The sequence below is a fragment of the Pseudomonas sp. zfem001 genome (genome assembly GCF_032621725.1).
Taxonomy (GTDB): domain Bacteria; phylum Pseudomonadota; class Gammaproteobacteria; order Pseudomonadales; family Pseudomonadaceae; genus Aquipseudomonas; species Aquipseudomonas sediminis.
Genome location: NZ_JAVYJI010000007.1, coordinates 298,699 through 323,891 on the forward strand (window position 1 = coordinate 298,699; position 25,193 = coordinate 323,891).

The following is a 25,193-nucleotide window of genomic DNA, read 5'->3' on the forward strand; positions in this document are numbered from 1 at the left end:
GCCGAGGGTCTCCTTGCCGTGGGCTGGGGATGTGGGGGCGCCTGGGGTGGTCATTGCAATTGCTCCAGCAGGCCAAGGAATTCGTCGTCGGAAAGTCCCGAATCGGCGAAGTCGGCAGCGGTGGCGCGACCGGCTTGCGGATCCAGGCAATGTTCGAGCAACGCTTCGAGGCGCTGCTGAAATTGCTGCGCCAACTCGCGGATCAGCGCCTGTTCATGCACCTGCGGGGCGTAACGCCATTCGATATGCAACTGGCCCTGGTCGACCAATGCCGTCACATCCAGCAGATGGGTGCGGCGGGTGTCGGGGGCACGCATGGCCGGGCACAGCGGCTGCGCCAGGTGCCACAGGCGCGAACCGCCCAGCCACTGGTCGACCCGCCCCAGGTAGTTGAAGGTCAGCAGCGAAGCGGCGCCGAGCCCGTGCAGCGGGTCGAGGCGCAGCAGACCGTAGCCGATGCCCTGCTCCGGCACGCGGCGCAACGCTTCCTTGGCGGCGATGATCGCCTCCTCCGGCTGTTCGGCGGCAGGCACGGCCAGCGGGTAACGGCTGGTGTGCCAGCCCACCGAGCGCGACAGATCCGGGCCCTGTTCCCAGCCACTGCGGCCGTGGCTTTCCATCTCCAGAGTGACCTGCTCGCGCCCCAGCCATTGGCCGATCACACCCGCCAGCGCCGCGACCAATAGATCCTGCACCTGGGTGCCGTAAGCGCCATGGCAATCGCCCAGCAGCAGCTCGGTTTTCTCGACGGACAGCCTGGTTTCCAGCGTAAGGCTTTCGCCATACAGGCTGACCTCACGGGCGACCTCGCCCTCCTCGGCCAACTGCGCCTGCCAGTAGTCGCGCTGGGCCAGCACCTCGGGGGCCTGGCGATGCCGCTGCAGCGCCTCGCTCCAGCGATGGAAGCTCGCCGACACTGCCGTCAACGTGGCCTGCGGGTCGAGGTACAGACTTTCCAGTTCTTCCAGCAGCACCTGCCAGGACACCGCATCGACCAGCAGGTGGTGCGCCGTGCACAGCAGATGCCCGCTGCCGGTGAAATACACCCAGCGGATCAACGGCGCGCGATCCAGTTGCCAGCCTTGTTGCCACTGCTCCAGCAGCGCGTCGTCCAGCGGTTGTTCGACCACCTGCAGCAGCTTGCCGGCCATGTCCGCCGACAGCGGCTGATAGCGTTGCCGCCAACCCTGCGCGTCTTGCTCGAAGATCAGCCGCAAGCTGCTGTGACGCTGCAGCAAGTTCGCCAGTGCCTGGGCCAGGCGCGCCGGCTCCAGCGGCTGCGGAACGGCCAATAGCAAGGACTGGTTCCAGTACTGCAGGGTGTTCTGCTGCTGGCCGAAGAACCAGGCCTGGATCGGCGTCAGGGCGAAAGCGGTGCTCGGCTCGGCGCTATCGGCCTTGGCTTGCTCGGCCACACTGGCGAGGTCCACGGCATGCTCGGCCCAACCATTGACCGAAGGGAACTCGAAGATCTGCTTGGACTTGAGCTGCAAGCCCTGCTGCTTGGCGCGGGCGATGATCTGCAGGCTGAGGATCGAGTCGCCACCGACCGCGAAGAAGTTGTCGTCGGCTTGCAGGTCGGGCTTTTCCAGAATTTCCCGAGCAATCACCAGCAGGTGCTCGACCCTGGCGCGTTGCGGCGTTTGCGCCACTCGCGCCAGCGCCCGCACGCTGGGCTCGGCGAACAGTTGCTTGGGGGTGAGGGTGATCTGCTGCTGGCGCGCGCGGGCGATGATCTGCAGGCCGAGAATCGAGTCGCCACCATGGGCGAAGAAGTTGTCGTCCGGGCCGATGTCCGGGTTACCCAACAGCTCGCGCCAGATCGCCAGCAGTATGCTTTCCACGGCATTCAGCGGCTGCTCGGCACGCGCCTCAATGCTGCGCGGCGCTTGCTCGGCCAGGTTCAGCAATGCCTGACGGTCGACCTTGCCATTGGCCAGCAGTGGCATGGCCTCCAGACAGTGCCACTGCGCCGGTTGCATATAGTCCGGCAGGCGTGCCTGCAACGCGGCCTGGATATCCGCCAGTGCACTCGGCGCGGCGACCAGGAAGGCCACCAGGCGGTTGCCGGTCAACGGCGTCGGTGCGTTGAGCACGCGCACGTCCGCCACCTGGGGCAGCGCACGCAATTGCGCCGCCACTTCCGAAGGCTCGACGCGGTAGCCGCGAATCTTCACTTGCTCGTCCAGGCGCCCGAGGAACAGTACCCGCCCCAGATGATCGAGGCGCACCCGGTCACCCGTGCGGTACCCCTGCTTACCGAAGCGCGCCTGATCGGCCTCGCTGGCGCTCAGGTAACCACGCGCCACGGTGGCGCCTTCGATATACAGCTCGCCACTGACGCCAGCCGGCAACACCGCGCCATCCGGCCCACGCACGCTGATACGCACGTTGCCCAGGGGCCGCCCGAGTGGCGCATCGTCCTCGCCGTCGACCTCGTGGGTCAGCACGCCCACGGTGGTTTCGCTGGGCCCGTAGTGGTTGACGATACGCAGGTGCGGGCTCAGGGCGCGCACCCGTGCCAGCAACTCGGCGCCCAGGGCTTCGCCGCCGAGCACCAGGCACTGGCGCGGCAACAGGCGCTGCGGCTCGCTGGCCACCAGCAGGGCGTTGAGGTGCGAGGGCACGATCTTCAGCATGTCCACGGGTTCCCGCCCGAGCAGCGCCGCCAGCTCCTCGGCGTCGAAAGCCAACGCCTCGTCCAGCAGGCGCAAGCGTCGGCCGCTGAGCAGCGCGCCGAACAAGGCGGTGTGGCCCAGGTCCGTGGCGCAACTGGCCAGGCTCGTCAGGCTGGCATCACTGCTCAGTTGCAGGCGCGCCAGGCAGGCGCTGACGTAGTGGATGAGGTTGCCCTGGGTCACCTCCACGCCCTTGGGTCGCCCGCTGGAGCCCGAGGTGTAGACCACATAGGCCGGCAAATCCGCCGGCACGCTCGCGCGCAATGGCGCATCGCTGAACGCCGCAGCGCCCGGCACGGCCAGCCACTGCACCGGCTCTGGCAGCCAGCCTGGCCGCTCGCCCTCACCCACGCAGACCCTGGGTGTGGCATCCAGGCAGATGTCCTGCAGACGCGACTCGGGCCACTGCGGGTCGAGGGCCAGATAGGTGGCGCCGCACTGCCAGGCGGCGAGCATATGCATCACCAGTTCACGGCTGCGCGGCAGGCACAGGGCAACCCGATCGCCCAGGGCGCTCAGCGAGCCTTGCAGGCGTTCGCCACGGGCGGCCACGGCGCTGGCCAGCTCGGCATAGGTCAGGTGCCCCAGCCGATCCTCCAGGGCGATGGCCTGGGGTTTCTCCGTGCAGTGTTTGGCGAAAGCCTGCCAGGCACTCTCCTCGAGCACCGGCAGAACCTCGCCAGACAACTGCGAACGTTGTTCTGGAGCCAGCCAGTCCAGTTCGGCGAAAGGCACGTCCGGCTGCTCCATGGCCGCCATGACCAGAGCAAGGAACTGCGCCTGGAAGCGCTCGACACTTTCACGCCGATACAGCGCCTTGCTGTAGCGCCAGCGCCCGATGAACTCGGGCAGATCATCGACGATCACCAGGTTCAGCTCGTGGGCCGCGCCCCGCTGCTCGCCGAGCATGCGTTCGATGTAGCGCTCGAACGGCACGTCACGCTCCTTGTTCAGCGTGAACATGTGCTGGAACACCGGCGCCCGGCCCATTTGCCGTGGCAGATCCAGGTGCTTGGCCAGGCGCGCGAAGGGATAGTGACGGTGGCGCAGAGCCTGTTTGACATTGGCCGCCACCTGCTTGGCCCACTGCGCGCTGGACAGGTCACGACGCACGCGGCAGCGCACCGGCAAGGGGTTGACCAGATAGCCCGGCAGTTCGGCCTGCTCGCGCTTCAGGCGCCAGCCACTGGGCGTGCCGAGCACAAAATCATCCTGCCCGGACAGCACACCGAGAAATTGCTGGAACAGTGAGAACCAATAAACGTAGGGCGTCACGCCCAGGCTTTTGGCGACAGCACGCAGCCGTTCGCTGTTGTCCGCGCCAAAATGGAACGACAGCTCCCCGCCCTCGAAGCCCTGAGTGCTGCCATGGGCGAAGTCGGCGGGCAGTTCCAGCGTCGGCGCATCGGCCAGTTGCGCCCGCCACCAGGTCAGTTCTTCTGCCTCGATCGTCTCGCTGCGCAGGTACAACGCGCTGCACCAGTTGCGATAGGCCTCAGGGTCGGCATCGGCAAGCGCTTCGCCATCGACCAGGGCGAACAGCTCACTGAACACCACATCGAAGGTCGTCAGGTCGGAAGCGATATGGTGAATGCCCAGCAACACCGTGTGCTCGACGCGGTCGCCCAACTGATTGCTCAGCAGCACCAACCGGCTGACCTCGCCGGCAGCGAGGTCGAAGGGCTTGTCGGCCAGTTCGACCACGCGTTGCTGCACACTGGCCGCATCCGCGTTCTGCCAGATTTCGCATTGCAGCGAGGTGAGCTGCGGGCGGCTGTCCCACTGCAGCAACTCGCCATCACGCTCGACATAGGCACTGCACAGCTGCGGATAACGCTGCTGTACCGTCTGCCAGGCCCGCTGCAGACGCTGTGGCAGATCAGCCCAGAGGTACTGCGGCCTGACCCGCCCAGCGAGCGCGATGTTGTATGCACAACTGTTCGGTTCCATACGCTGCAGGAACCACAGCGCCTGCTCGTTATCGCTGAGCGGGCGCGCCTGGAAGTAGTCCGGATGACGCTGCAACCAAAGCAGAATCTCGGTGCTGCGCGCCTGCAGCTCGCGCTCCAGCTCGGCGCTCAGGGCCTCCGGCAAGGCAGCGAAAATCATCAGGCAGCCTTCACTCACAGACAGGCGGATACCGCGCAGCCAGCAGTCATGCATCAGGCAGTCGAGCATGTGTCGTCCTTTATCGTACGGATTCGAGGTCAGCCACCCTGGGGCACCTCTAAAAACTACCTGCGTTGTCATCGCTGCGTTAAAAACAGGCTCGAAATGCTCATTTACAGCTCGCAAACTCCGCTTTCTCGCCTGTTTTTGCCTTGCGCTGACTGCCTCGCCTACGTTTTTAGAGGTGCCCCTGGCGGTGGCTGCGAGGATCATTCGGCGTCAGACGGCCGAAGCGGGCTCGGCCATGGCAACCACCACCTTGCGTGCTCCCTGGAAAGTGGAGCGACCATGGGCGACCAGCATGTTGTCGAGCATCAGCGCATCGCCCGCCTGCCAGGGGAAGCTGATCTGAGTGCGTTGCAGCACGTCGCGCACATGCTCCAGCGCCTCCAGCTCGATGGGTGAGCCATCGCCGTAGAAGACGTTACGCGGCACACCCTCTTCGCCGACGATGGACACCAGCGTCTCGCGCAGCGCGGCTGGCAGATTGGAGATGTGGAACAGGTGCGCCTGGTTGAACCAGACCCACTCCCCGGTGACCGGATGCTGCGCCACGGCCTGGCAGACCTGGCGCGTGCGCAGTTCGCCGTCGTCCTTCCACTCGAAGTCGATATGGCTGAGCCGACAGAAGCGCTCGACCTCGCTGCGATCCTCGGTGCTGAAAGCCTGTTGCCAGGTGAGATCCAGACCATTGCCGTAATTGCGCACGTACATCAGACGCTTCTCGGCGAAACGCTGGCGGATGGCGGGATCGATGCGCTGGTAGACCAGACGGCTGTCGGCGATGGGCGTTTCGCCGCCGACCGGCGCGGCCTGGATGCAGTGAAACCAGATCTTCATCGGCCAGTTCAACGAGTAGGACTGCTCGTTGTGCAGCGGAATGATCTGATGAGCCGGGTATTCGGTCGAGGTGTAGACACGGCTGTTGAGTTTGGTACGCGGCGTGGAGGCGTAGTCGTAGGTCAGCAGCTCATGGCCGAAACTACGAGCGAAATCCTCGAAGTCGTTGGCGTCACGAAAAGCGAAATCACGAAAGAGAACCCCACCGGTGGCCTGCAACTCACAGTCAACGGTTCGCGCTATCAGATCAGCGTGATCGCGCCAGGAGCCTCCCGACACGGGGGCACGCAAGACGAATGGCAGAGCCCCGTCGATGTCTACCTGAACCTGTGAATGACCTGCGCGGGAGAGCGAGTCGGTGAGCATCTGGATTCCTTGGTGCTACGAGTTAGGCGCACCAAATTATCGCAAAAGCCACTCACTATCAAACGTGAATTAATATTATTTGAGAATAAGCACGATCCGCTCACAGCGTGATGGAAAGCCCGGAACAGAAGGTTCTGAGCCACTATCTAGCCATGACAACGCCACGCAATATCACTTCTGCTGCAGGTTGTACGCACGCTCACCGATGTGCGACAGCAGCAGATAAGCCGAGCCAATCATTCCCTGCATGGTGTCGGCAAAACGACTGCGATTTAAATAAAGGAACTGATGGTTCTTCACCGCGAACAGATTCTGCCATTGCGGCGACCGGCGAAATGCCTCAGTGCTGACCTCCGAATCGAGCATTTCCTCATAGGTGTCGATGATGAAGTCACTGTCGAAGTCGCCAATGCGCTCCAGGCTGTAAGGCACGTTCTGCCGCGCTTCCTTGAAGGCCGCCACACGCCCCAGACCGAAGTCGGCAATCACGTCATCCATTCCGGAACGGCCGATCAACTGGAAACCATCCGGGTAAACCTCCAGAGTGGTCACGGTAATGCGCCCCGGCTCCTTCACCCGCTTGGCGAACTCACCTACGACCCACTGATACTCCTTGAGCATCTCCTGATAGCGCTGCTGCTTACCCACCAGATCGGCAAGTTCCTTGGCATAGGTCTTGATGTCGGTCTCGCGCGCTGGCAGCAGTACCACGGGGGCGATCTTGCCAAGCCGCTCTTTCAGATCCTCGTGATAGGATAGCCCAACGATCAAGTCTGGCTTGAGTGCCGCAATGGCTTCGAGGTCGGGCGAATGGTGCGAACCGACATAACCGATGCCAGAAACATCGAAGCGTTGCTGAGCCCCGCGGAACAATGCGTCCGAAAACAGCTTCTTGCGCCCTGCTGAACCGCAAGGCTTGACCCCCAGCTCGAGCAGTTGGGTGGTCAGACTAAGGTCATGCAGGGAAACCACGCAACGTGGCGCCACCGGCACCTCGACACGGCCGAAACGATTTTCGAAGACCCGAGTTTCAGCGGCGGCGACCTGAAGCGAGATCAGGCCGAGCAGTGCACAGCTCGCCAGGGAAAATGCTCTCAGCTTTAACATCATCGTCGTCATGTCCTTGAGTAATGGCGGGTCAACGATTGCGTTGCCGCGCCAGTAAAACCAATAGATAGGGCGCACCAATGAGTGCCACCACCAGCCCAGCTGGTAGCTGCAACGGCGGCAACAAGGCACGACCAAGGGTGTCACCAAGCAGCACCAGTACAGCGCCGAACAGCGCCGACAGTGGCAACAACGCACCATGTCGATCACCACAGAGTTGGCGGGCCAGGTGCGGCGCGACCAGTCCGACGAAGGTCATCACACCGATATTGGCCACGGTCGCGGCGGTCAGCATGACACTGCTGAGCAACAGCAGGCCCATCAGCCAGGCCAGATTCAGGCCACGGCTTAGAGCCACACCCTCGCCAAGCTGCATCAGGTTGAGTTGACGATGGCAGAACAGCACCGGCAGACCGGCAATCAGCAACCAGAGCGCCAGACTTTGTACCTGCGGCCAACCACCGCGATGCAAGCTGCCGCCTAGCCACATCAGCGCCGACTCGACGCGATCAATATTGCCGTAGGTGATCAGCAGGTCGGCGACGGCGCCGAGCATCGCCGTCAGCCCCACGCCCACCAGAATCAGGCGCAGTGGTGCGATGCCGCCGCGCCAGGACAGGCCAACGATGAATAGCGCTACCGCCAGACCGCCCAGCAGCGCCGCAAGCGGATAAAGCTGCAGCGCCAAGGCCTCCGGCCACAGCACCAGGATCAGCAACATCGTGACGCTGGCGCCCGCCTCCACCCCGACCAGGCCGGGTGCAGCTAACGGATTACGCGTCAGCGACTGCATCAATACGCCCGCCAATGCCATCGCCGCGCCACCGAGAATCGCCAGCAGGATGCGCGGCAGACGCAACTCCCACAGCACGTTGTCCTGTATAGCGGACAGGTCGCCGGCAAACAGGCTCTGCCAGAGCTGAGCCATCCCCAGCGAATAGCTGCCCACCGTGGCGGCGTAGATCGTCAGCCCAAGCAGCAGCAAGACCAACAACAAAGCCGACAGTGCATCGATCGGCCGACCAATCCAAGGCAGCCCGGCGAGGCGCCTGGGCGTCGTCAACCAGCGGCTCATTTCATCTTCCTCAAGACCAGGACGACGAACACCGGACCACCGATCAGGGCCGTGACGATGCCCGTGTTGAGCTCATAGGGGCTGACCAGAGTACGCGCAACGACATCTGCAAGAATCAGCAACAAGCCACCCAGCAAGGGCGTCGCCAGCAACAGACGACGCAAATCATGCCCCACCAGTAGCCGTGCCGCATGCGGCACCACTAACCCGACGAAGCCGATAGGCCCGGCCAGCGCCACCGCGCAGCCAGACAGCAACACCACGGCCGCCAGGCTCAGCAAGCGCATGCGCAACAGATTGACACCCATACTCGATGCCACCTGCGCCCCGAGGCGGTAGGCATTGAGTGCCCGCACATTGATCAGGCACAACACAACACCTGCGGCCAGGTATGGCCAGAGCCAGGTCGGCAAATTCGCCCCAGCGATACCGAGAGAGCCCGTCAGCCAACGGCGCAGACTGTCGAGCCCTTGCTGGTCGAGTAACAGCAGGATCGCCGTGATGGCGCCGAACAGCGCGGCCATCATCGCCCCGGAAAGCGTTAGCCGCACGGGGTTAGGCGTACGCCCCGCCAGCAGCATCACCCCCACTGCCGCGACCAGAGCACCACTGAAGGCGAACAGCGGAATCATGCTCATATCGTTGCCAGGCAGCACCAGAAGCCCCACCACCACGAACAGGGCCGCCCCGCTATTGATGCCGAGAATGCCCGGATCGGCCAAGGGGTTATCCCCCACGGCCTGCATAATCGTGCCCGCCAGGCCCAGGCAGGCACCCACCGCCATCGCCACCCACAGCCGCGGTAGACGAGAACCCTGGATCACGCTGTGATCGGAGTTGCTCGGGTCGTAGGCCACCAGCGCCTGCCAGACATCGCTCCACGGGATCGACTTGGCACCCACTGTCAGATGCAGCATCGACGCCAGACCGATACCCACCATGATCGACAGCCAGACCGGCCAGCCCCACACACGCATCACAGGCTTACCTGGCAATCAACGGCACGCGACCGCCCAGATGAAACCGGTACGCACAGAGGGTCGCCCGAGTGCGGGTCGGTGATGATGTGAGCATCCAGATCGAATACGGCCTTGAGGTTGTCCGGCGTGAATACCTTGGCAGGAGCCCCCTGTGCATGCACCTTGCCCAGGCGCAGCATCACCAGGTTGTCGGCGTAACGCGCGGCCTGATTCAGGTCGTGCAACACGGCGACCACGGTACGGCCCTGATCACGCAGCTCCGCCAGCAGCTCTAGCAGAGCGATCTGATGGGCGATATCGAGGAAGGTGGTGGGCTCATCGAGCAGGATCACCGGTGTGTCCTGCGCCAGCGTCATGGCGATCCAGCAACGCTGCAGTTGCCCACCCGAGAGCGTGGACAAGGTTCGATCCAGCAGCATTTCGATGTCCGCCAGCGATACCGCCCGGTCCACCGCCTGCTGGTCTTTCTCGCTCCACTGCTGCCACCAGCCCTGCCACGGATAGCGCCCCTGCATGACCAGTTCGCGCACGGTCAGCCCCGTCGGCGATGTGGTGCGCTGCGGCAACAACGCCACGCGCCTGGCCAGCTCGCGGCGCGAGAACTGCGTGTGGGGCCTGCCCTCGAGCAGCACGTCACCGCTGGCAGGTCGCTGCATACGCGCCAACACGTTGAGCAAGGTGGTCTTGCCACAGCCATTGGCGCCAATCAGCGCCGTAAAACAGCCCTCGGGAATCGTCAGGCTGATGTCATCCAGCACCTTCAGCTCATCGAACTGGAGCTGAAGTCGCGTCGCTTTCAACATGCACACACTCACATTCGAACCACGGCAACCGCTTCCATCCTGCTCGAATAGCGGGAGGTTCATGGGCTTGCGGGTTCACCACGAGAAACGTACCCGGGCCGTCGGCGCTGTTGAAATTCTTCGAACCAGCATCCGAGCCACAGGCTATTGCACGTAGCTTGCAGCAATAGCCTAGTGAAGACAATAAATTGTGAAGTAGTACAAATCCTTCTCATTTAGATGTAGAGTTCGTCCGCCACAGAGACTGCCAACAGCGCTTCGGCATGAAGGATCGCCAGATATCCTCGGCCTCGCGCAGACATATATCTCAAGACAACAGGACTCGTCCCCGCCATGCGCCACGTAGCATTGCAGAAACGCCCGGAACACGCCTCCCGACGCCCAGTATTCAGTCTTACAGCCATGGCCTTGGCTCTCGCCAGCCTGAGCTCAGGTGTGTTGTCTGCAGCCGAGCAAGTTACGAAAAACGCCGCCGAACCAGTAGAACTAGGCGCTACGACTGTGACTGGACAGGCCCTAGAAAAACCCAGCGCACATGTTCCGGGCTACGTTGCCAAACGCAACATGAGCGCGACCAAAACCGACACGCCAATCACCGAGACGCCGCAGTCGCTGTCGGTGGTGACGAGCGATGAAATCCGCGACCGACAGTCGGAAACGCTGGGTCAGGCGTTGAGCTACACGCCAGGGCTCACCAGCAGCTCGACCGCTTTCAACCGCAACGCGGACCGATTCCGCATCCGCGGCTTCGAGGTCGAATCCGGCACTGGCGGCTCGCTGCGCGACGGCCTGCGCCTGCAGAACAACTCCTACGACGGCATTCAAGAACCTTACGGCCTGGAGCGCGTCGAGGTCATCCGCGGCGCTGCCTCGGTGCTCTACGGCCAGCTCTCGCCCGGCGGCATGATTAATGGCGTCAGCAAGCGCCCGACCGAAACGCCCTTCCATGAACTGAACATGCAAGTGGGTTCCCACGACCGCAAGCAACTCTCTGCCGATTTCAGCGGCCCGCTAGCTGGTAGCGATACCCTGAGCTATCGCCTGACCCTGCTCAGCCGTGACAGCGACACCCAGCTGGATCACATCAACGACGACAAATTCTACATCGCCCCGGCGCTGACCTGGCGCCCCAACGAAGACACTTCGCTGACCCTGCTGTCCTTCTACCAGAAGACCGATACGCGCTTCCCCGCGCCGCTGCCCTATCAGATGGTCAAAGGTGTGGGGGACGGCGCTTTCAAGATCGGTCGTAACGATTTCATCGGCGAGCCGGACTACGACGACATGAACGGCGAGATGTCGACGCTGGGCTACGAATTTCAACACCACTTCAACGAGAACTTCACGCTCAATCACAAGCTGCGGTATTACGAGTCGGATGTGAAGTTCAATTACCTGCAAATTCAACCGGCTCCCGCAGCCATTGATTTCTCCGCAAGTACCGGTACGCTGCTGCGCCGTTACAGTGATCGCCGTGAACGCGCCCGCACCTGGGCAAGTGACACCAACATCGAATCGAAGTGGCAGCTCGGCAGTGTCGAGCACACCGTTCTGGTAGGTTTCGATGGCTATGACACCTCCTACGACTCACATAACTTCCGTGGCAACGCCCCAAGCCTGGATCTGACCCGTTACAACTACGGCCAGCCTGTCGTCGTAAACAGAAGCCGAGCAGCAGATCGCGGCTCGCAAATAGATACGCTGCAAAAAGGCATCTATCTGCAGGATCAGATCAAGTTCGACGACAAGTGGATTCTACTTTTGGGTGGCCGTCATGACTGGGCGGACCAGCAACAGGAAGCCCACAGTACAGGCACCAAGGCCAGCCAGGACAATGAAGCCACCACCTACCGCGCAGGGCTCGTCTACCTGGCGGACAATGGCCTGGCGCCTTATATCAGCTACAGCGAGTCGTTCTTCCCTGTATCTGTCGCAGAGGTCACTGGCCAAACCTTCGATCCCACCGAAGGCAAGCAGTATGAAGTCGGCGTGCGCTATCAGCCCAAGGGCAGCAATCTGCTACTCAGTGCAGCCGTCTATGAGCTGACCCAAACCAACGTGCTGACTTTTGATAGCAATGGTGATCCGAAGCAAACCGGCGAGGTACGTTCCCGCGGTCTGGAGCTGGAAGCCAAGGCGGATGTCACCCCAGCACTCAGCGTGATCGCCACCTACGCCTATACCGATGCACGCACCACCAAGAGCGCCATTGCCGCCGAAGTGGGTCAGCGTAGCGATGATACGCCCTACCACCAGGCAGCCTTGTGGACCAGCTACGACTTCATCAACTGGGGCATTCCGCAACTGACCGTAGGGGCCGGCGCTCGCTACATGGGTACAACGCAGGCCTCACTCATGGATTCGGCCATGCCAGCCTATACCCTGTTCGACGCCATGGCCCGCTACCAGATCGACGAACACTGGGCCGTGACCGTCAATGCCAGCAACCTGACTAACAAGAGCTACACGCAGTGCAGTTTCTCCACCTGTCACTACGGTGACGAGCGCACCCTGCTGACCTCGGTGAACTTCAACTGGTGATGTGTCCACACCCAGGAAACTGATGAGACTGGGAGGCTTCTATCCAAGCCTCCTACCATCTTTCCAAACCGCCAAAAACGAAAAAGCCGGCTGCAAGAGCCGGCTTTTTCGTTACTGAGTCGATGGCGTCCCCTGCTGGAATCGAACCAGCATCTAGCCCTTAGGAGGGGCTTATTCTATCCGTTGAACTAAGGGGACACGGCCGTATTGGCAACGACCGGGCCGCATCTTAGCGGCGACTCGCGCATTTGTCATGCCGCCACCGCTCACTTCCTAGCGCTGCCAACCTTGAGAGACGACCTTGCTAGCCGTTGCAGCGCGCGCCGGTTGCAGGCCACCGCGTATACGCTCAAATGCCATGCGATCGGCAATCGCGGTGGTGGTCTCACCTTCACGCTCGGCGCGCTGGAAGATTTCCGTCAGGGTCGGGCCGATGCCTTCGATATGCGTCTTGAGCTGCGCGGCGCTGCCACCGGTGCGCTCGTAGCAGACGTCGATGATGCCGCCGGCATTGATCGCGTAGTCCGGCGCGTACAGGCATTCGCGGCGACGCAGCAGCTCGGCCAGGCTAGCGTCGGCCAGTTGGTTGTTGGCAGCACCGGCGATGATTGGCGCGCGCAGGGCTTCCAGCGTTTGCAGGTTGATGATGGCGCCCAATGCGCACGGTGCGAACACATCCACATCGAGCCCATAGATATCGTGCTGACCGACCGCAGTGGCGCCAAGCTGGCTCACCACGCGCTGCACATTGGCTTCGAAGATATCCGTCACCCACAACTGCGCACCGGCCTCCTTGAGCAGTTTGGCCAGGCCGAAGCCGACCTGGCCGACACCCTGGATGGCCACGCGCACGCCCTTGAGATCCTGGCGGCCAAGGCGATGCGCCACGGCCGCCTGAATACCGATGAACACCCCATAGGCGGTCGAGGGCGATGGATCGCCGTCACGGCTGCCACCACCGAAAGCTTCACGCTGCCCGGCGCCTGCGACATGACGGGTGCGTTCGGCCATGATGCGCATCTCGGCCACGCCAGTGCCTGAATCCGCCGCCGTGACATAGCGTCCACCCAGGCTGTCGACGAAATCGCCCATGGCCTGGAACAGCGCCTCGCTCTTGCCGGTATGCGGGTCGCCGATGATCACCGCCTTGCCACCGCCGAGCGGCAAACGGGCCAGTGCCGATTTGTAGGTCATGCCGCGCGACAGGCGCAGTACATCACGCAGCGCTTGCTCGTCACTGGCGTAGTTCCACATGCGGCAACCACCCAGTGCCGGGCCGAGGGTGCTGTCGTGAATGGCGATGATGGCTTTCAGGCCGCTGGCCTTGTCGTGGCCGTAGACCACCTGTTCGTGCTGATCGAAGTCGACGTGATTGAAGACGGACATCGGGTTACCTCGGATGTAAAAAGCCGCCCCTCTCCCGCACGGGAGAGGGTGGCAAAGGGGATGGGTTTGAGGTTCAGGCAGCCGGTTCGAACAGCTGCACAGCGGCGATCTCGCTGACGGTCAGGCGTGCCTTGAGCTGCGTCGCCTGCTCGCGCGCCTTGGCCAGTGCCGCTTCCTTGACGTGGCCATAACCGCGGATCTGCTCGGGAATCTCGGCCAGTGCCACCGCCGTGCGGTAGTTGCCACCATTGAGCTCGCCCAGCAGGTAGGCCACGTTGGCTTCGTACTCCTCGATCAGCTCGCGCTCCAGGCGACGTTCGGCACTGTGGCCAAACGGATCGAGGGCGCTGCCACGCAGGAACTTGAAGCGCGCCAGTACGCCGAAGGCCTTGAGCATCCAGGGACCGAAGCTGCGCTTGCGCGGCTCACCTGTCACCGCATCCGGCTTGCTCAGCCAGCTCGGCGCCAGGTGGAACTGCAGCCGGTAGTCACCTTCGAACTGGGCTTCGAGTTGCTTGCGGAAGGTCGAATCGCTGTACAGCCGCGCCACTTCGTACTCGTCCTTGTAGGCCAGGAGTTTGAAGTAGTAGCGGGCCACGGCCTTGCTCAGGCGCTGCTGCGCATCGGTGTCGACCTTGCGCACACGCTCGACCAGCTCACGGTAGCGTTCGGCATAGGCCGCGTTCTGGTAGGCGGTCAGACGCTGCACACGGTCGGATATGATCTCCTCCAGGGTGCTGCAATGCGGCGCTTCGACCACTTTGGGCGCGGCGAGTTTTTCCACCGCAGCCAGGTCATGCGCAGCACGACGGCCCCAGAGGAAGGCCTGCTGGTTTAGCTCGATAGCCACGCCGTTGAGTTCGATGGCCTTGTTGATCGCTTCGGCCGATACCGGCACCAGTCCCTTTTGGTATGCATAGCCGAGCATGAACAGGTTGGTGGCGATGCTGTCACCGAGCAGGCGAGTGGCCAGGCGGGTGGCGTCGACGAAGCGGGTCTTGCCCTCGCCCACCGCCTCGCTGATCGCCTCGCGCATGGCAGCGCCGGGCACCTGGGCGTCCGGGTTGCGGGTGAATTCGGCAGTGGCCGCCTCATGGCTGTTGATCACCGCATGGGCGATCTTGTCGTTGAGCTTGGCCAGCGCCTCTTCACTGGACGACACCACCAGGTCGCAGCCCAGCAGCAGATCGGTCTCCCCGGCGGCGATACGTACGGCGTAGATGTCACTCTGCTGCGCGGCGATACGAATGTGGGTGATCACCGGGCCGAACTTCTGCGCCAGGCCAGCCTGGTCGAGCACGGTGCAGCCCTTGCCTTCGATATGCGCAGCCATGCCCAGCAGCGCACCGACGGTGGTCACACCGCTACCGCCAACGCCAGGCAGGAGAATGTTCCAGGGCCGGCTCAGGGCCGGTTGCTTGGGCTCCGGCAAGGCGATAAACAGCGCGCTCAAGCCAACGGCCTCAGGCTTGCGCAGGCCACCGCCGTGTACGGTGACGAAGCTCGGGCAAAAACCTTCCAGGCAACTGAAGTCCTTGTTGCAGGCACTCTGGTCGATCTCGCGCTTGCGCCCCAGTTCGGTTTCCAGCGGCAATACCGACAGGCAATTGGATTTCACGCTGCAATCACCACAACCCTCGCACACGGCCGGGTTGATGAAAGCGCGCTTGGCCGGGTCGACCAGCTTGCCGCGTTTGCGCCGACGGCGTTTCTCTGTGGCGCAGGTCTGGTCGTAGAGGATCACCGAGCAGCCTTTGACTTCACGCAACTCGCGCTGCACGGCGTCCAGCTCGCGACGGTGATGGAAGGTCACGCCCGGCGCGAAGGTGGCGCGGGTCGGGTACTTGTCCGGCTCGTCGCTGACCAGGGCGATGCGCTTGACGCCTTCGGCATGCACCTGCTGGCTGAGCTGGTCGATACGCAGTTCGCCGTCGATGGGCTGGCCACCAGTCATGGCTACCGCGTCGTTGTAGAGAATCTTGTAGGTGATGTTGACCCCGGCGGCCACGGCCGCACGCAGGGCCAGATGGCCGGAGTGGAAGTAGGTGCCATCACCGAGGTTCTGGAACACGTGCGGCGTATCGGTGAACGGCGCCTGGCCGATCCAGGTGGCGCCCTCGCCGCCCATCTGGGTGAAGGTGTCGGTGCTGCGGTCCATCCACTGGGTCATGTAGTGGCAACCGATACCACCGAGAGCGCGGCTGCCTTCGGGCACCTTGGTCGAGCTGTTGTGCGGGCAACCGGAGCAGAAATGCGGGGTGCGCGCAGTCTTGTGCTTGGGCGCAGCCAGGGCCTTCTCCTTGGCATCGAGAAAGGCCAGGCGCTCCTCGATGGTCGGGCTGCTGTAGATCGGCGCCAGGCGCTTGGCAATCACCCGAGCGATCATTGCCGGCGTCAGCTCGGCCAGGTTCGGCAGCAAGGACACGCCCTGCTCGTCGAACTCGCCGACCACGCGCGGACGCTTGCCTACCGGCCAGTTGTAGAGCTGGCCGGTCAACTGGTCTTCGATGATGCTGCGCTTTTCTTCCACCACCAGGATTTCATCCAGGCCCTCGGCGAACTGGTGCACCGAAACCGGCTCCAGCGGCCAGCTCATGCCGACCTTGAGCACGCGCAGGCCAACCTGGGCGCACAGCGCCTCGTCCAGACCGAGGTCATCCAATGCCTGACGCACGTCGAGGTAGGACTTGCCGGTGGTGATGATGCCGAGGCGCGGGTTGGGCGAATCGAGCTTGACCTGGTTGAGGTTGTTGGCCAGAGCGAAGGCGCGCGCGGCGTAGATCTTGTAGACGTTGAGGCGTTTTTCCTGGGCCAGGGGCGGATCGGGCCAGCGGATATGCACGCCGTCTTCCGGCAGCTGGAAATCCTCGGGGATCTTGATCTGGATGCGCAGCGGGTCGACGTCCACCACAGCCGAAGAGTCGACGTTCTCGGCAATGGTCTTCAGCGCCACCCAGCAGCCGCTGTAGCGCGACAGCTCCCAGCCGATGATGCCGTAGTCCAGCACCTCCTGAACGTTGGCCGGATTGAGCACCGGAATCGACGCGGCGATGAAGGCGTGCTCGCTCTGGTGGGCAATGGTCGAGGACTTGCAGCCGTGATCATCACCGGCCAGCACCAGCACGCCACCATGTTTGGAAACGCCGGCCGAGTTACCGTGCTTGAACACGTCACCGCTGCGGTCGACGCCTGGCCCCTTGCCGTACCACATGGCGAACACGCCGTCGTAGCGCGCACCGGGGAACAGGTTGGCCTGCTGGCTGCCCCACACCGCCGTCGCGCCCAGCTCTTCGTTTACGCCGGGCTGGAAGTGAATGTGGTTTTCCTTCAGGTACTCGCGCGCGTCCCACAGACTCTTGTCCAGGCCGCCCAGAGGCGAGCCGCGATAGCCGGAGATGAAACAGGCGGTATTGAGTCCGTAGGCGGCGTCACGCTGCTTCTGCAGCATGGGCAGGCGGGTGAGCGCCTGAGTGCCGGTCAGGTAGAGGTGACCAGTCGCGAGGCGATATTTGTCATCCAGGCGGATTTCGGCCAGTGACATGGAGCGCTCCTTTTATTCTTATGGCGAGCACGAGGAGCGCGACGGTAGACACGCTCCGTTGAGTCCTGCCGCAGGATCACTGCGACGGATTTGCCTAAATCATGACCGGAGGGTTCCGCTTTTTTCTTTCTATTTTCGGGTAGCCGCAGCAATACTGCGCATGATCCTTCCAACAATCACAAGAAAATGGAAACAGTCATGCAAGACAAGCTCAGCCCTATCGACCGCCGGATTCTTCGCCTGCTGCAACACAATGCTGACCTCTCGGCCGCCGAGGTGGCGGAAAAGGTCGAGCTGTCGCAGTCGCCCTGCTGGCGGCGGATCAACCGCATGCAGGAAGAGGGATTGATCGAACGCAAGGTCGCCCTGCTCAACCATAAGCGCCTGGGCTTCGGCATCACGGTGTTCGTCGACATCAAGCTGTCGGCACACGGCCGCGGCAATCTGGATGAGTTCGAGCGAGCGGTGGTCGGCTACCCGCAGGTGCTGGAGTGCTACAGCATGGCCGGCGGTTCGGACTACCTGCTCAAGGTGGTGGCCAAGGACATCGCCGATTACGAGCGCTTCCTGCGTGACCACCTGCTGCAGCGCCCGCACGTGCACGAGGCGCACTCGCATATCGCCATGAGCGAGGTCAAACGCACTACCGAGCTGCCGCTGGATTAACGCCCTGGCCTGCGCGTCCGCCAAGCGGCCAGCAGCGACGGGCCAAGCGCGGTGAGTGCCGAGCCAAGCACCACTACCACAGCGCCAGCGTAGGCGATCCAGTTTACCTGCTCGGGCAGCACGTGGTCCGGCCACCAGCTCGAGGCCAGCGCCACGGAAACGAAGGTCACCAGCGGTGTCAGCGCCAGGGTCGCGCTGACCCGCGAAGCCTCCCAATGCGCCAGAGCCTCGGCGAAGGCGCCATAGGCCACCAGGGTATTCAGGCAGCAAGCCAGCAGCAGCCAGCCTTGCAGCGGGCTCAGTTGCAGCGCTTGTAGCGGCTGCGCCCAGGGCGTCAGCAACAGCGCGCAGGCCAGGTAGATGACCATCATCACCTGCACCGAACTCCACAGGGTCAGCAGTTGCTTCTGCGCCAGGCCGTAGAAGGTCCAGACGAAGGCCGCGGCCAGCACGGTCAGCACGCCGGTGGTATAGGTGGTCAGCGAGGTCAGCAGTTCACCCAGGCGCTGATTGAAGAACAGGCCGAAGCCCAGCAGCATCACCATCAGGCCAATGGCCTGGCCTAGACTGAAACGTTCGCGAAAGACGAACAGGCTGCTGATCAGCAGCAGGATCGGCGCGACCTGGATCACCAGTTGCGTGGTCCCGGGACTGAGTAGATTGAGCCCGACCAGATACAACACGTAGTTGGCCGTCAGCCCGCCGATGGCCAGCGCCAGCAGCCAACCGCCCTTGCGCCCGAGCGGACGAAAACGCGGCAACCGACGGCTCGCAGCGAGGTAGGCAAACAGCAGGGAGCCGGCCACGGCCAGGCGGTACCAGGTGACCGTTACCGGGTCCATGACCTGGAGAACTTCTTTCAGTTTGATTGGCAGGATGCCCCAAAGCACCGAAGTGATCAGGGCCAGCAGCAGGCCGTACATCCAACGGCCGGAAGAAATGTGCATGGCAACCTCTGGCAGGCAGCCAACAGAGCATGTCGACCGCAGCAGAGCATTCTAGGAGAGGCCACCACACCGACACAGCAACAGTTCAGCACAGTTGCCGAGTGAAACTGTACTCATCGGCAACCCAGAAACGCCAGCCGACCGACGCCAATAATCCATAAAATCGGCTAAAAGCCTGTAACAAGCCGCCAAAATCTACCATCTGTCGTTTTGCCAAGCAGGCCGCATTGGCCACAGTAGACTCAGGTTATCCAGCACCTGCAGATGGAGTCCCCGCCATGTTCGGCCAACGCACCGTCGACCCCCAACCGGGCACGCATTACCGCAGCTCACGCGTCAGTGCCGTCAACGGCCAATATTTCTTCGCCACTCGCGAAGGCACGCTGGAGGGCCCCTATCTCTCCCGCCACGACGCCGAGCAGAGCATCGCGCGTTACATCGAACGCATGGTCATGGCTGACAAGCTGCTACGTCATAGCAGCGAGCACATCGACAACCTGCAGCGCCGCGAAGCGATCAAGCACAATCAGGAGCTTTGAGCGCTCCCACCTAAAGACGCGCCAAGCCCAAGTCGCCCCGATGCGCCGCGAGATGCGGCAGCACTGCGGCCAGCAAAGGCTCCTTGAAGGCATCCTGAAAGCGATGCGCCAGGCCCGGAATCAACTTGAGTTCGGAGCCTTTGATATGCGCAGCCACGTGTACCCCATGCATTACCGGCAATAGCGGGTCGGCCGTGCCGTGCACCACCAGCGTCGGCACGTTCAGGCGATTGAGCAACTCGACGCGGCTCGACTCGGCAAGAATCGCCAGCAGCTGACGCTGCACGCCTTCGGGATTGAAGGCGCGGTCATAGGCCTGTTCAGCCTGATGCAAGAGCAAGGCACGATCATCATGCACCGTCGGGCTACCGAGGGCCGCCAGCAAGTCCGCCTGCTGCTGCAGTGCAGCCTCGCGACTACCGGCCTCACGCCTTGCCAGCAACGCCACCAACGCATCGCTGGGCGCGGGCAATCCTTGCGCGCCCGAACTGGTCATCACCAGCGTCAGGCTTAGAACGCGCTGCGGCGCCAGGTCTGCCAGATGCTGCGCGATCATGCCACCCATGCTTGCGCCCAGAACATGGAAGCGCTCGACACCGAGCTGGTCCATCAGCCCCATAGCATCACCGGCCATGTCACGCAGGTGATAAGGCGCACCAAGCGACAGACCCAGGCGATAGCGCAGTACCTCGTAAGGCAGGTTGATGCTCGGCGCCGGCCGCCGCCAGGTGCTCAGCCCGACATCGCGGTTATCGAAGCGCACGACGCGAAAGCCCTGCTGACAGAGACGCTCGACCACCTCGTCAGGCCAGTGGATCAACTGCCCACCCAGCCCCATCACCAGCAGCAGCGCCGGATCGCGTTCGTTGCCGATACTTTGATAAGCCAGACGCACCTCACCGACATCCGCATAACGGGTCGGCTCAGACAGGTCGCAACGATTGGCCGCAAAAGACGGCAAGCCGCAAAGCAACGCGGCCAGGAAAATGAATGCACGCATGAAAACACCAGAAACGCAGAACCCCACTGAAGCGCGAGTCTGATGAAAGTCGTTCGACGGCGCTGCCACACAAGCGTGACAGTTTGATGAAGGGGGACGAACGGTTGCCCAGACGGTGACCAGAAGTGCGATCCAGAGCGTCGCGAACGCCCCTCCTACCTACCTGTAGGAGGGGCTTTAGCCGCGACCACTGCCAGGGAATCAGGCCAGCTCGACACGCAACTGCCTGGCAGCGGCCACCATGTTCACCAACGCCGCCTCGGTTTCCGGCCAGGCGCGGGTTTTCAGGCCACAATCGGGGTTGACCCACAGGCGCTCGAGCGGGATACGCCGCGCCGCCTTGCGCAACAGCCCGGCCATCTCGGCACTGTCCGGCACCCGTGGCGAGTGGATGTCATACACGCCGGGGCCGATGTCGTTCGGGTAAGCGAACTTCTCGAACGCTGCCAACAGCTCCATGTCCGAACGCGAGGTCTCGATGGTGATCACGTCGGCATCCATCGCCGCGATGGACTCGATCACATCGTTGAATTCGCTGTAGCACATGTGGGTGTGGATCTGGGTTTCGTCACGCACGCCGCTGGCAGTCAGACGGAAAGCTTCGCTGGCCCAGTCCAGGTAGTGCTGCCAAGCGGATTTACGCAGTGGAAGCCCTTCACGGAACGCCGCCTCGTCGATCTGGATGATCTTGATGCCGGCTGCCTCCAGGTCCACCACCTCGTCACGAATCGCCAGCGCCAGTTGCCGGGCCTGCACTTTACGGGAAACGTCCTCGCGCGGGAACGACCACATCAGCATGGTCACCGGGCCGGTCAGCATGCCCTTCATCACCTTGTCGGTCAGGCTCTGGGCGTATTTGATCCACTCCACGGTCATGGCCTCGGGCCGGCTCAGATCACCGACTATTACCGCCGGTTTGACGCAGCGTGAGCCGTAACTCTGCACCCAGCCGAAGCGGGTGAAGGCATAGCCATCGAGTTGTTCGGCAAAGTACTCGACCATATCGTTGCGCTCGGCCTCACCATGCACCAGCACGTCCAGCCCCAGGCGCTCCTGCACCTGCACCGCATGGCGAATTTCGCTGTGCATGGCCTCGGTGTACTCGGCTGCACTGAGCTTGCCCTGCTTGAACGACTGCCGCGCCAGGCGGATGGCCGAGGTCTGCGGGAAGGAACCGATAGTCGTGGTCGGCAGCACTGGCAGCTGCAGGCACTCACGCTGCTGCTCGATGCGCTCGGCGAACGGCGACTGGCGCTGGGCGTGGCGCGGACGAATCGCCGCCAAACGCGCCTGTACCTCAGGCTTGTGAATACGTTTTGAAGCTGCACGAGCTGCCTGTACTGAGCGACTCGCTTGCAAGGCGGCTTGCACAGAAGCGTCTTCCGGCGCCTCAAAGGCCTTACCGAGCAATGCGACCTCCTGACATTTCTGCACGGCAAAAGCCAGCCAGCCTTTCAGCTCGGCATCGAGCTGGTCTTCGCGCGTCAGGTCCACCGGGCTGTGCAGCAGCGAGCAGGACGGCGCGACCCACAGCCGTTCGCCCAGTCGTTCGTGAGCGTGGCGCAGCACCTCAAGGGCTTTCTCCAGATCGCAGCGCCAGACGTTGCGCCCGTTGACCACGCCCAGCGACAACACTTTATAAGCCGGCAGACGGTCGAGAATGGTCGGGTACTGCTCCGGCGCACGTACCAGGTCGATATGCAGGCCATCTACAGGCAGGTTGGCGGCCAGGCCAAGATTATCTTCCAGGCCGCCAAAGTAAGTGGCGATCAACTTCTTGCACGGCTCGCGCTGGATCAGGTTGTAGGCGCGCTCGAAAGCGTTCTTCCACTCTTGCGGCAAATCCAGCACCAGGATCGGCTCATCGATCTGCACCCACTCCACGCCCTGCGCGGCCAAGCGCTGGAAAATCTCGCCATAGACCGGCAGCAGGCTTTCGAGCAGTTCCAGCTTGTCGAAGTCGCCGCCCTTGACCTTGCCCAGCCACAAGTAGGTGAGCGGGCCGATCAGCACCGGTTTGACCTTGTGCCCGAGGGCATGCGCGTCAGCCACTTCCTCGAACAGTTGCTCCCAGCTCAGGGCGAACTGCTGACCCGCGCTGAATTCCGGCACCAGGTAGTGGTAGTTGGTATCGAACCACTTGGTCATCTCTTGGGCATGAGCACCGCCGCAGCAAGTACCGCTGCTCTTGTTTGCAACGGCCCCACGCGCCATGGCGAACAGGGTGTCCAGCGTCGGCTTGCCGGTAGCCGGACGGAAACGCTCGGGGATGACGCCAAAGGCCAGCGAATGACTGAGCACCTGGTCGTACCAGGCGAAGTCACCCACCGGCAGCAGATCGATGCCGGCATCCTTCTGCAATTGCCAGTGCTCGGCGCGCAGACGCTGGCCGACGGCGCGCAAGCCGGCTTCGTCCAGCTCACCTTTCCAGTGGGCTTCGAGGGCTTTCTTCAGTTCGCGGTCGCGGCCGATGCGCGGGAAACCGAGGGAATGGGACAGGGCCATGTCGTAAAACTCCAGAATCAATCGAGATGGCGCCATTCTCGGCACCGACGCCGAGTGAGACAAACTCAAGATTTTCGTCTTGATCTAAAGATTTACTCATGTAGGCTGTATGAACCATTTTCATCCAGATACGCCACTGGATGAGTGAAACCTTTTAGAGAACCGCCATGCTCGAGCTACGCCACCTGAAAACCCTGCACGCCCTGCGCGAGACCGACAGCCTGGTGGAAGCCGCCGAGCGCCTGCACCTGACCCAGTCGGCGTTGTCGCACCAGTTCAAGGAACTGGAAGAGCGCCTCGGCTTGCAGCTGTTCGTGCGCAAGACCAAGCCCGTGCGCTTCACCAGCGCCGGCCTGCGTCTGCTGCAACTGGCCGATGCCACCCTGCCCCTGCTGCGTGGCGCCGAGCGTGACCTGGCACGCCTGGCCGGCGGCACCGCCGGCCGCTTGCACATGGCCATCGAGTGCCACAGCTGCTTCCAGTGGCTGATGCCAACCATCGACCAGTTCCGCGACGCCTGGCCGGAAGTGGAGCTGGACCTGGCCTCGGGCTTCTCCTTCGCCCCGCTGCCGGCCCTGGCCCGTGGCGACCTGGACCTGGTGGTGACCTCCGACCCCATCGAGCTGGCTGGCATCACCTACGTGCCACTGTTCACCTACGAGGCGATGCTCGCCGTGGCCAACCAGCATCGCCTGGCACACAAGGCCTTCATCCAGCCTCAGGACCTGGCCACGGAAACCCTGATCACCTACCCGGTGGAACGCGACCGCCTGGACATCTTCACCCGTTTCCTCGAACCCAACGATATCGAGCCGGCGCAGGTGCGCACCTCCGAACTGACGGTGATGATGATGCAACTGGTGGCCAGCGGTCGTGGCGTATGCGGCCTGCCCAACTGGGCGCTGCACGAGTACAGCTCGCGCGGCTACGTCAGCGCCAAGCGCCTGGGGGAAAAGGGCCTGTTCGCCACGCTTTACGCGGCAATCCGCACCGACATGCTCGATGCGCCATTCATGCGCGACTTCCTGCTTACCGCCAAGGACACCTCCTTCGCCAGCCTCGAAGGCGTCAGCGTGGCGCGTTGAGCGTGGCTTGATGGGACAAGGATCGAGCGAATGTCGTAGGGCGGGTTAGCCGCGTGCCACCTTCCGCAATCCCCCACAATGTCTGTTGCGGCGTAACCCGCCATCGGCGCAACGCATCTCATCGCCTGATGGGTTAGAAGCTTCGCCCCGGACGGGGCTCCTACACGTCTCCCCCGTAGGAGCCGCACCTCGCTTCGAATGAGGCAGTGAACGGCTACCCGCCAATTGCCTTGTTACAACTCCCGTATTGCCGCATCGTGACCAACAGTCATAGTATGACCACCGGTCACGAAGCCCGGAACCGTCATGCGCTATCAGGATCAGCTCTTCCAGCAGCGGGAAAACTCCCTGCTGCAATCCGCTCGCCAGCTATTTCAGGAACAATCCTGGGATCGCGTCACCATCGCCGAGGTGGCCCGTCACGCCGGCATTGGCAAGGGCACGGTGTACAAGCACTTTTCCAGCAAGGAAGCGCTCTATGCGCGCCTGGTGCTGGATTGCTCGCGCCAGCACCTGGCCGAGATGCAGGAAATTTCCCGCACTGCGCCCGCGGACAAAGCCATGCGCCTGGTAATTCGCCGCGCCTTCGAATTGCTCCACGCCGATCCGCTGCAAGCGCAGCTTTGCCTGCTGTGCGACCGCCCAGCTTTTCAGGAACGCCTGGAAGCGCTCTACCGCGACCAGTTCATCGAACTTGAACACAAGTACATGACGCTGTTCAGCGGTCTGCTGCAGAACAGCTTCGGCCTGCAACTCTCCCCCGCACACTGCCAGCATCTGCTCTGGGGCGTGGAGGCCTGCGTCAATGGTGTCATGGCGCGCATCGCCTCCGGTGGTTTCGCGCACTGGGCCGAATACATCGAACTGGATGCGTATTTCGATCGCGTCACCGACTTCATCATTGCCGGCCTGCAAGGCCAGGCCGCCGCGCTGCACACAGCGCCTGCCCTCAGCGAGTAAACCCA

15 protein-coding genes, 1 tRNA gene and 1 pseudogene are annotated in these 25,193 nt (G+C 62.8%); 5 read left to right on the forward strand and 12 right to left on the reverse strand.

From position 1 onward, the window contains the following. Nucleotides 1-50 precede the first annotated feature (50 nt). The 6 genes from RTH74_RS21790 to RTH74_RS21815 form a co-directional block, all read right to left on the reverse strand. Nucleotides 51-4,856: a condensation domain-containing protein gene (locus RTH74_RS21790; protein WP_316916030.1), complete on the reverse strand. Its 4,806-nt coding sequence runs from the start codon at nucleotides 4,854-4,856 to the stop codon at nucleotides 51-53. 210 nt (nucleotides 4,857-5,066) lie between these two features. Then, nucleotides 5,067-6,053, reverse strand: coding sequence for a TauD/TfdA family dioxygenase (locus tag RTH74_RS21795; RefSeq protein ID WP_179544542.1), 987 nt, complete (start codon nucleotides 6,051-6,053; stop codon nucleotides 5,067-5,069). A gap of 171 nt (nucleotides 6,054-6,224) precedes the next feature. Continuing rightward, nucleotides 6,225-7,163, reverse strand: a complete 939-nt coding sequence (locus tag RTH74_RS21800; RefSeq protein WP_316916031.1) for an ABC transporter substrate-binding protein — start codon at nucleotides 7,161-7,163, stop codon at nucleotides 6,225-6,227. A gap of 28 nt (nucleotides 7,164-7,191) precedes the next feature. Then, the gene (locus RTH74_RS21805; RefSeq protein WP_316916032.1) at nucleotides 7,192-8,235 is read right to left on the reverse strand and encodes an iron ABC transporter permease; all 1,044 of its coding nucleotides are present in this window, start codon (nucleotides 8,233-8,235) and stop codon (nucleotides 7,192-7,194) included. After that, nucleotides 8,232-9,212 (reverse strand): FecCD family ABC transporter permease, encoded by a 981-nt coding sequence (locus tag RTH74_RS21810; protein WP_296232070.1) that lies wholly within the window; start codon nucleotides 9,210-9,212, stop codon nucleotides 8,232-8,234. The genes RTH74_RS21805 and RTH74_RS21810 overlap by 4 nt, the downstream gene beginning before the upstream one ends. Further along, nucleotides 9,212-10,018: an ABC transporter ATP-binding protein gene (locus RTH74_RS21815; protein WP_316916033.1), complete on the reverse strand. Its 807-nt coding sequence runs from the start codon at nucleotides 10,016-10,018 to the stop codon at nucleotides 9,212-9,214. Before RTH74_RS21815 ends, RTH74_RS21810 begins: the two co-directional genes overlap by 1 nt. Before the next feature lie 402 nt (nucleotides 10,019-10,420). On the opposite strand from RTH74_RS21815, the gene RTH74_RS21820 reads away from it, so the two are divergent. Next, a complete protein-coding gene (locus tag RTH74_RS21820) occupies nucleotides 10,421-12,559 on the forward strand; it encodes a TonB-dependent siderophore receptor (protein WP_420713175.1) in 2,139 nt (712 codons plus the stop codon). Between the two features lie 123 nt (nucleotides 12,560-12,682). On the opposite strand, the gene RTH74_RS21825 is transcribed toward RTH74_RS21820, so the two are convergent. The 3 genes from RTH74_RS21825 to RTH74_RS21835 form a co-directional block, all read right to left on the reverse strand. Continuing rightward, nucleotides 12,683-12,757 (reverse strand) — tRNA-Arg (locus tag RTH74_RS21825). A 75-nt stretch (nucleotides 12,758-12,832) separates the two neighbouring features. Next, nucleotides 12,833-13,945, reverse strand: coding sequence for a Glu/Leu/Phe/Val dehydrogenase dimerization domain-containing protein (locus RTH74_RS21830; RefSeq protein ID WP_316916035.1), 1,113 nt, complete (start codon nucleotides 13,943-13,945; stop codon nucleotides 12,833-12,835). A 73-nt stretch (nucleotides 13,946-14,018) separates the two neighbouring features. Beyond that, nucleotides 14,019-17,486 carry an indolepyruvate ferredoxin oxidoreductase family protein gene (locus tag RTH74_RS21835; RefSeq protein ID WP_316916036.1) on the reverse strand — a complete coding sequence of 1,156 codons (3,468 nt, stop codon included), beginning with the start codon at nucleotides 17,484-17,486 and terminating at the stop codon, nucleotides 14,019-14,021. Nucleotides 17,487-17,684: 198 nt separating this feature from the next. Here RTH74_RS21835 and RTH74_RS21840 point away from each other — a divergent pair, with 198 nt between their 5' ends. Beyond that, a complete protein-coding gene (locus RTH74_RS21840; RefSeq protein WP_099523185.1) occupies nucleotides 17,685-18,152 on the forward strand; it encodes an Lrp/AsnC family transcriptional regulator in 468 nt (155 codons plus the stop codon). Here the strand turns inward: RTH74_RS21840 and RTH74_RS21845 are convergent. Further along, nucleotides 18,149-19,099, reverse strand: a complete 951-nt coding sequence (locus tag RTH74_RS21845; RefSeq protein ID WP_316916037.1) for a DMT family transporter — start codon at nucleotides 19,097-19,099, stop codon at nucleotides 18,149-18,151. The genes RTH74_RS21840 and RTH74_RS21845 overlap by 4 nt on opposite strands. Nucleotides 19,100-19,377: 278 nt before the next feature. Between RTH74_RS21845 and RTH74_RS21850 the strand changes: the two are divergent. Further along, nucleotides 19,378-19,548: pseudogene (locus RTH74_RS21850) on the forward strand (DUF6316 family protein); the annotation flags it as partial. A gap of 100 nt (nucleotides 19,549-19,648) precedes the next feature. Here the strand turns inward: RTH74_RS21850 and RTH74_RS21855 are convergent. Beyond that, nucleotides 19,649-20,638: an alpha/beta hydrolase gene (locus RTH74_RS21855; RefSeq protein WP_316916038.1), complete on the reverse strand. Its 990-nt coding sequence runs from the start codon at nucleotides 20,636-20,638 to the stop codon at nucleotides 19,649-19,651. Between the two features lie 201 nt (nucleotides 20,639-20,839). Further along, nucleotides 20,840-23,143, reverse strand: a complete 2,304-nt coding sequence (gene metE / locus RTH74_RS21860) for a 5-methyltetrahydropteroyltriglutamate--homocysteine S-methyltransferase (protein WP_316916039.1) — start codon at nucleotides 23,141-23,143, stop codon at nucleotides 20,840-20,842. Nucleotides 23,144-23,310: 167 nt separating this feature from the next. Here metE and metR point away from each other — a divergent pair, with 167 nt between their 5' ends. After that, on the forward strand, nucleotides 23,311-24,228 hold the full coding sequence (metR, locus tag RTH74_RS21865; protein WP_045735252.1) for a transcriptional regulator MetR: 918 nt from the start codon (nucleotides 23,311-23,313) through the stop codon (nucleotides 24,226-24,228). Nucleotides 24,229-24,534: 306 nt separating this feature from the next. Continuing rightward, the gene (locus RTH74_RS21870; protein WP_316916040.1) at nucleotides 24,535-25,188 is read left to right on the forward strand and encodes a helix-turn-helix domain-containing protein; all 654 of its coding nucleotides are present in this window, start codon (nucleotides 24,535-24,537) and stop codon (nucleotides 25,186-25,188) included. The last annotated feature ends 5 nt before the right edge of the window (nucleotides 25,189-25,193 follow it).